General features: G+C 66.5%; 7 protein-coding genes. 2 read left to right on the forward strand and 5 right to left on the reverse strand.

The features are described from left to right. The 5 genes from Y706_RS0119755 to Y706_RS0119775 form a co-directional block, all read right to left on the reverse strand. Nucleotides 1-489: glycosyl hydrolase (locus Y706_RS0119755; protein ID WP_253906847.1), on the reverse strand; the 489-nt coding region annotated here is incomplete at its 3' end. Between the two features lie 253 nt (nucleotides 490-742). Then, nucleotides 743-1,465: a glycoside hydrolase family protein gene (locus Y706_RS26620; protein ID WP_043436583.1), complete on the reverse strand. Its 723-nt coding sequence runs from the start codon at nucleotides 1,463-1,465 to the stop codon at nucleotides 743-745. Between the two features lie 377 nt (nucleotides 1,466-1,842). Continuing rightward, on the reverse strand, nucleotides 1,843-2,988 hold the full coding sequence (gene wecB, locus Y706_RS0119765; RefSeq protein WP_028277948.1) for a non-hydrolyzing UDP-N-acetylglucosamine 2-epimerase: 1,146 nt from the start codon (nucleotides 2,986-2,988) through the stop codon (nucleotides 1,843-1,845). Nucleotides 2,989-3,038: 50 nt separating this feature from the next. After that, the gene (locus tag Y706_RS0119770; RefSeq protein ID WP_028277949.1) at nucleotides 3,039-3,350 is read right to left on the reverse strand and encodes a hypothetical protein; all 312 of its coding nucleotides are present in this window, start codon (nucleotides 3,348-3,350) and stop codon (nucleotides 3,039-3,041) included. A gap of 145 nt (nucleotides 3,351-3,495) precedes the next feature. Continuing rightward, complete coding sequence (locus tag Y706_RS0119775) at nucleotides 3,496-4,071, reverse strand: YdcF family protein (protein WP_253906848.1); 576 nt, start codon at nucleotides 4,069-4,071, stop codon at nucleotides 3,496-3,498. Between the two features lie 236 nt (nucleotides 4,072-4,307). Here Y706_RS0119775 and Y706_RS27590 point away from each other — a divergent pair, with 236 nt between their 5' ends. Together Y706_RS27590 and Y706_RS26635 are read left to right on the forward strand one after the other, a co-directional pair. Next, nucleotides 4,308-7,307 (forward strand): hypothetical protein, encoded by a 3,000-nt coding sequence (locus tag Y706_RS27590; protein WP_052355114.1) that lies wholly within the window; start codon nucleotides 4,308-4,310, stop codon nucleotides 7,305-7,307. Between the two features lie 132 nt (nucleotides 7,308-7,439). Next, nucleotides 7,440-8,135, forward strand: a 696-nt coding sequence (locus Y706_RS26635; protein WP_043436592.1) for a thiamine-phosphate kinase, incomplete at its 3' end; no start/stop codon positions are given.

Consider the following 8,135-nt stretch of genomic DNA (forward strand, 5'->3'; position numbering starts at 1 on the left):
CCCCGTGGTAGCCGGGGACCCAAGCCGTAGCCCGGTTGCCTGCAGTCTGGGCCACAGACTGATGGCTTGGTCCACGGACATATTGGCTTGGGCCTCGTGGTCGGGCTCATTGAAGCCGAGGAGGTGCTTGGTCTTCGTCTCGGCCAGTTGGCGGGTGACGTAGCCGATGGCATCCTGCTCCAGCAGGGTCCTGGCGCTCTTGATCATGGGGACAAAGGGCGTGGTCGTAGCGACGTTCGGGTGTGAGCCCCACGTGTAGTGCCACTTCAGCTTGAGGCTATTGATCTGCTGGAGCGCCAGGGCGTCCTTGCCGCCATGCCCCAAACCCTTGAGGGTGTTGGCGGGACTGGTGATGGCCGGGACGGTTGGGATGGCGGTCGGGGCGACGGCAGCCTGGGCAGATCCCGCGTTGGCGGCGAACAGGGCGCCCGGCGCTGCCATCGCGGCCAGGGGCATGGTGAGAAACCTACGGCGTTCCATGAGTTCCATTCGTGAAAAGTTGATGGGGGGCTCCACCACTGGTGCAGAGATGGGAAGGCCAGGCGCCAGTGCGTCCCTGCGGATTCCGCGCACAAAAGGCGGCCACGAAACGTGACTGCTCTGGCCTGTGTGGTCTCTGATTCAGTTGTGGCTGAAGTCAACTTAGCAGGTTGGATACCCGGGAATGCCCCGGTAATACACAGGAAATACGCAGTTTTCTGCGCAACCTGCAGCGGTCCACGCCGTTGGGTGGAGACGGGCCCTAGAGCGACCGGTAAAGCTCGCCTGTGGGGGACAGGGATCCGTTGCTCCGGAACAGGGCGGAGGCGCCCATGATGGGATCGTCATGAGCCCGTGTTTTCCAGGCAAAGCGCTCCACGAAGGGCATCTCCCGGAGCCCGGCGACGGTCTCGCTCATGAACGCCAGAATCTCCTTCTCCGTGAACCGGGAGGGCGACTTCGTCGTGGCTTTCCAGTCGGCCACGGCGAATTCGGTGATCCAAATCGGTTTCCCGTAGCGTTCATGCAGTTTCTGCACCGTACTAAGGAACGAGTCTGCACGGGGCCCCGCATAGGAATGCATTGTGACGAAATCCACGCGCAGGTCCTTGGCGGCGGCACCATCCATGAACCGCTTGAGCCAATCGCCGAGGGCCTGGACAGGCGACGGAGACCCGAGCCTGAGACCGGAACGTTCCAGCTGGGGCCACAGCTTGAGGGCCGCGCTGGCAGACATGTCCGCCTGGCCCTCGTGGTCGGGCTCATTGAAGCCGAGGAGGTGTTTGGCCCCCGTCCACGGCACCTCGGAGCGCACTTGCTCAATGCCTTTCCGCTCCAAGGAACCCCGCCCCCAGATCATCGGCACAAATTCAGCGGTGTGGGCCGAAGCTGGCCGGAGGGGCGGGTAGCGCGGTCCCCAATTGTAAAACCAGTCCAAGTCCAGCGAATTCAGCTCCTCGAGGCCGAACCCGTCGAACCGGGGCATGCCGATGCCCTTGCTGGCATAGCCGGGCCGGGGCCGGCGGGTAATTGGCGCGGACGGACTTGGTGTGGAAGGAGCACCGGGCTTCGGCGACGTCGACGGGGCGGCCGGCGGTCGGGGCCCCGGTGCCGTATCCGGTGTGCACCCCGCCAGGGCGGCGGCGCCGACGGCGAGGGGGACGGTGAGAAAGGTCCTGCGGTCCATCTGCACCCCCTGGCATCGTGGCGGAATCCGGTCAGAATCCAAGGGAGCCAGAGCTGCAGTAGAAGAACGCAATTCTGCCAACCCGCATCCTTGCCCGCTGAACACTCATTCTTCCACGAATGATCGACCTGATTCGACTCGCCGTCCGGGGTCCGGACCCGGTGCGGGCCGTGCGCCTACGCCCCGCTGAACTCCGCGGTCCGGTAGCCGACGCCAAGCAGCTCCTCGATGGCCGCCACCGTGCGGGCGGCAGCTTTACCGTCGCCGTAGGGGTTCACTGCGTTTGCCATGGCGGCAAAGTGCGCGGAATCATGCAGGAGGTTGCTCACCTCGGTGACAATCCGCTCCTCGTCCGTGCCGATCAGCTTCACGGTGCCGGCTTCCAGGGCCTCGGGCCGCTCGGTGTTCTCTCGCATCACCAGAACCGGCTTGCCAAGGCTCGGGGCCTCCTCCTGCACTCCGCCGGAGTCCGTGAGGACGATGTGCGCCCGGGACAGCAGGCGGGTGAATTCGCCGTAGGCCAGTGGCTCGGTCACCAGGACGTTGGCCTTGCCCTCCAGCGCGGGAAGCACGGCCTCGCGTACCACCGGGTTCTTGTGGACGGGAAGCACGATGACAAGGTCCGGCTCGGCGTCGGCGATCCGGGCCAGCGCCCGCCCCACGCTGCGCATGGATTCGCCCTGGTTTTCGCGCCGGTGTGTGGTGACCAGCAGGATCCGGCGGCCGCTCGCGTCCAGTTCTTCGAGCCGGGGGTCCGTGAAGGGGAGCTGCTTGTCCACCGTGGTGAGGAGGGCATCGATCACGGTGTTGCCGGTCACCACGATGTCCTCCGGACTGATGCCTTCTCTTTCCAGGTTTTCCCGGCTCGTGGAGGTGGGGGCCAGGTGCAGGCGGGTAATCTGGCTCGTGACCTTGCGGTTGGCTTCCTCCGGGAAGGGCGAGAGCAGGTCGCCGCTGCGCAGGCCGGCCTCGACATGGATCACAGGAATGCCGTGGTAGAACGCCGCGATGGCCGCGGCGGTGGAGGTAGTGGTGTCGCCCTGGACGACGACGGCGTCCGGCCGGGTGCCGGCGAAGAGCTTCTCCAGACCGTCGATGGTCCGCGTCATGATGGCCGAGAGGGATTGCCCCTGCTGCAGGATGTTGAGGTCGTGGTCCGGGACGATGCCGAAGAGTTCATTGACCTGGTCCAGCATCTCGCGGTGCTGCCCGGTGACCGTCACAATGCAGCGGAAGAGCGGAGACTCCTGGAGCGCGCTGACGATCGGCGCCATCTTGATGGCTTCCGGCCTGGTCCCGAAGATCGGCATGATGCTGTGCATGGTTATTCCCCAAGGGTGTGCGAGTGGTTGGTAAGGTCTTTGGCCCGGGTTCAGCCGAAGAAAAGCGCAAGCGCGATGGCCGGCACCGCGATGACAACGAAGAGCACGGCCAAGAACGCCACACGCCGTTTGCGCCGATATGATGCGGCCCGGATGAGCTGCTGGGCTTCTTTTTCGCGGATAGCGGCAGCCTGGGCCGCAGCTTCAGCGGCCGGGCCTGCAGTGTCCCGATCCCGTGCGTCCTCTGTTCCGGCATCCACAATTGGGGCATCCTGCTCGGCCGAAGCCTCGGCAGACGGTTCCTTATACGGTACTGGCTCCGCCCAGGGCACCAGGAGGGTGTCTGCGATCTCGGCGTGCATGCGCCGCCTGCGCAGATGGCGGGGCGCGAGAACCAGCGGGGCAGGGCCGTCGGGAGAGTGTTCCAGCGTGTCCTCCTCGCCTGGGTCAGATGCCCGAACCGGCTGACCAGTTCGGCCGGTTGAGGTTCAATTGTTACATTTCCGCTCACTGATTGGCGCATTCCGGCCGCAAGGAAGCATCGATCAATCCTCCGGTTTCGATCACAAACCGCCGCAACCATTGGCCCAAATCCAGGTCCGGATGTGAGGCAACCATCTGTACGTCCGCCGTCGTGCACTGACCAATCAGGCGCCCCGCACGGGTGAGGTGATAGCTGGACGTCACTACGGTGACGGACTTCCAGCCGTTGGCCTTGACCAGGCCGGAGATTGCCAGTGCTTCGCCGCGGGTGTCCAGGTCCGGGGGCCGGAAGCAGATGACGGCCGCGTTGGGGAAGGCGGCTGAATTGCACGCCTCATCCGCCGCCCGGTTGCCGAACGTGTCCGTGTGCGAGATCACGAGGACCGGAACGTGGAACTCGGCCTGGAACCGGCGCGCCACCGGCAGGCGCTCGGACGCCGCGCCGCCCAGCATGATGACGGCGTCCGTCCGGTGCACGCTGAGCGGGTCCACGTTGACGAACAGTTGGAGGGCGATGATCAGCCACAGCAGGAGGCCTCCGACGGCGACGGCGAGCACCCTGCGGGTGGCGGTATTCACCGTGGCGACGGAAGGAGGCACGGCTAAGAGTTTGGCACGCGGTTTTCGGGTGGCGAAATGGTGCGCCGGTACTGCGCCAAAACTTGCACAAAAGAATGCGTGATGCAGTTGTGATTTTGGAGATCAAAGTTACTGGGGTGACAGATGTGGATTGCCGTTTATGCTATAGGCAACTTACGTCGCTCCCACCACAGGTCTCCACCTTCGGTCTCACCCCTAAGCGAGCAATCTTGCGAAAACTAAACATAGCGGCAACCATGATTGCCGCCGTGATGCTGGCAGCAACCTTGCCGCAGGCCGCCGTGGCCGCTGTCGAGGTGCCGGCCGCCGGACAGCTGTCCGCCGGCGCACTGGCGCCGTCGGCAGCCGTTTCGACAGGTTCCGTGCCGTCGGCTGCCATGCAGACTGTTACGGTGCCGGCGGTGTCGGACCCGAGCCCGCAGCCGCAGGTGGATGACTTTGTGCGCCCGGAACCTCCCGCAGGCAGGGCAAAGTCCGAGTACACCTACGTCAGCGCGCCGCTGGCCGGCACGTTGAAAACCACATTGGTGACGGTGCAGCTGGCCGACAAGACTGCAGCCGAAACGGACGCGGCCGTACCCATGGCTGCTGCGAAGGCCTCGCTCAGCGCCGCTAACCGCTACTGGGCCTACGCCACCGCGGGCCGGGTGGACATTGCGCTGGCCTCCTCGCGCCAGCTGCACAAGTCCGCCGCGACCTCCAAACAGTCGCCGGCGCAGATCGTGGACATCGTCTCCCAGGAGCTGGGCTGGACGCAGAGTTCCTACACGGCGCTGGTCATGTTCATCCCCGGCGCCTACCTCACCAACGGCGCCGCGGGAATGACCTACAGCAACGGCAACATTGGCGGCCGCATCCTGATGCCGCAGAACAGCCGGCTCTCCACGCCGGTCCTGGCACATGAATTCGGACACGCCCTCGGCATGGACCATGCCAACAGCCTGCTGTGCGGCAGCGGCGCCATGGACGTGGCTTCCGGGCCGTTCGCCGGGTTCGCGGATGCTACCTGCAGCATCAAGACCTACGGCGACAACCTGGATCTCATGGGTATCTCGCATTTCGACCTCATGCCGGAAATCAGCGCCAGCTTCTGGGAAATGGGCCGGTTCGGCAACGGCAACGAGATCGCCAACCTGGGCACGGTATCCGCCCCCCGCACGGTGAACCTCAAGCCTTGGGCCGGAGCAGGTGCCAGCCGCGCAGCGAAGTTCACGGACCCGAAATCCGGCGAGGTCTATTTCCTGGAACTCCGCACCCCGGTCGGTTACGACTCCGTCATTGCGCAGGACGGAAACCGCGGTGTGAAGATCACCCAGCAGGGCGGAGGCAACTCCTCGATCCTGCTTCCTCCCAATACCCGGGCAACCGCCTTCAACGGCTACTACAGCAACACCCAGGCCTGGCAGGCCGGCCAGACCTTCACAACGCACGCCGGCACCAAGGTCTCTATTGATGCTGTCAGCAACACCGCGGCCACCGTGACGATCCGTCCGCCGGGTGCGCCCGCGAAGGGCTCCTTCGACAGCGCAGCCCTCGCGGTCACCTCGTCCGGCGCCACCCTCAACGTCCGCGGATGGTCGGTGGATCCGGCGGCGGCCTCCACCTCCACCCAGACGCACGTGTACGTCACAGCACCTGACGGGACGACGACGGGACACGCCTTCACCGCGAACAAGCCGCGCGCCGACGTCAACGCGGCGCTGGGCATCAGCGGAAACCACGGTTTCCAGGAGTCGATCACCGTCAAAGCGGCCGGACAGTATCAAGCCTGCGCCTATGCAATCGGCATCTTTGACAACACAGCGCTGGGCTGCCGGACCCTCACCCTGGCCGGCACTCCCGCACCCGAGGGATCCCTCGATGCGGTCAGCACCGCCATGGTGTCCGGCAAACCGTCCATCAAACTGCGGGGCTGGGCCGTGGACCGCGGCCAGGCAGGCGCGTCCATCCCGGTTCACGTCTACGTGACCACTCCATCCGGGGCCACCACCGGCCAGGCCTTTACCGCCAACCTGCAGCGCCCGGACGTCAACCAGGCCCTGGGGGTCAGCGGCGCGCACGGGTTTGCGGTCATCGTCCCGGCGACCGGGACCGGCACCTATCGGGTCTGTGCCTACGCCATCCCCGTCGCCCCGTTTGCTGCCGGCAACACCACCCTGGGCTGCCGCAATGTCCCGGTGGCTGTCAGTGACCCGCCCACCGGATACCTGGACTCCGTGGCCTTCATCAACGCCGGGTCCTCGGCGCGGCTGGACGTCGCAGGCTGGTCCTTCGACGCCGGCGTCCCGTCGGCCTCGATCCCCGTCCAGTTGAGTGTCACGGCGCCCGACGGCAGCACCAAGTCAGTGACCACCACCGCCAACGCTGCCCGGAGCGACGTCAATGCCGCCATGGGGATCGCCGGTTCGCACGGGTTCCAGACATCCCTGAGCGTAACGAAGGCCGGTACGTACCGCGTCTGCGCCACCGGAATCGCGGTCGCGACCCTGACCAAGGGCAACGGCTTCCTGGGCTGCGTGAACGCTACGGCGACCCCTGCTGCGCGGCCGGTCGGCTACGTGGACTCCATTGTGGTGCAGACCAGGACGCCGTCGGCGGTTATCACGGCGTCCGGCTGGACGTACGAACCCGGTACACCGGCGGCCTCCAACGCCGTGCATATCTACGTCACGGGCCCGGACGGCAAGACCAAGGGCTACCCCTTCACCGCGAACGGGACCCGGCCGGACGTCAATGCCGCGTTTTCGCTGACCGGAAGCCACGGATTCCAGAACAGCATCCCGATCACCCTGTCCGGCCGCTACCACGTGTGCGCTTACGGCATTGCCGTGAGCCCGCTGAGTGCGGGCAACACACTGCTCGGCTGCCGGGATGTGGTTGCGCAGCCTGCCGCCCCGGTGCGGGGCTACCTCGACACCGCCCGCCTGTCCGGGACCAGCACCAATAGATCGATCGTGGCGACCGGCTGGGCCATGGATCCGGGCTTCACGAGCCAGAGCGTTCCGGTCCGCGTCACCGTGAAGTCTCCGGATTCGAGCTCCAAAAGCTACGGTGTCACGGCCAACATCTACCGGCTGGATGTGAACCGGGCACTGAACGTGAGAGGTAATCACGGCTACCGGGCCGCGCTCCCCATCAAGGCCCGGGGCAAGTACACGGTCTGTGTCTCCAGCGCCGGGGCCGGGGTCCTGCGGACCGGGGTATCCGCACTGGGATGCCAGACCCTGACCTACTGACGGGCCGGAGGGTTCCCTCGAACCCTCCGGAGCGCTCGTGTCAGTCCCTCGCGGTAGCGTAGGGCTGTGCCTGAAACTGTGCCCGAACCTGTGCCCGAAACCGCTGTGCCCGAAACCGCTGTGCCCGATGCCCTGCCCGCGGACGCCGCACTGACCGTCGCCGGCCTCTCGGAGTCCCAGCTGCTGGGACGCATCTTTCCGCGGCTCACGATTCCGCAGCCCAATGGCGGACCGGCGGCGGCGTCGTACTTGCTGCTGGGGCCGGGGGACGACGCCGCGATTGTCGCCGCGCCGGACGGGCGGACCGTGGTGAGCATCGACACCCAAGTGGCGGACCAGGATTTCCGGCTCGAATGGAACAACGGCTACCGGACCACCGGGTACGACGTCGGCTGGAAGGCCGCGGCGCAAAACCTCAGCGACATCAACGCCATGGGCGCCCGGGCCACGGCCGTTGTGGTCAGCCTGACCATGCCGCCGGAGACCCTCGTCTCCTGGGTGGAGGATTTCGCGGACGGCCTCGTGGCCGGCATCAGGGGCCTGGGGGCTCCGGCCTGCGCGGTGGCCGGCGGCGACCTCGGCCGCGGCCGCGAACTGGCGGTCAGTGTGGCGATCCTGGGGACTCTTGACGGCAAGGCGCCCGTCCTGCGCTCCGGGGCCCGGCCGGGGGACACCGTGGCCCTGGCGGGAACGGTAGGCCGGGCCGCCGCCGGGCTGGCGCTGCTGGAGTCGAACGTCCCGGTGGGCGCCCTGACCGCCGGGCAGCGATCCCTCCTGGACACCCAGTGCAGGCCGCAGCCGCCGCTCGCCGCCGGACCGCTGGCCCGT

The organism is Arthrobacter sp. I3 (assembly GCF_000520575.1).
Lineage (GTDB): Bacteria > Actinomycetota > Actinomycetes > Actinomycetales > Micrococcaceae > Arthrobacter > Arthrobacter humicola_A.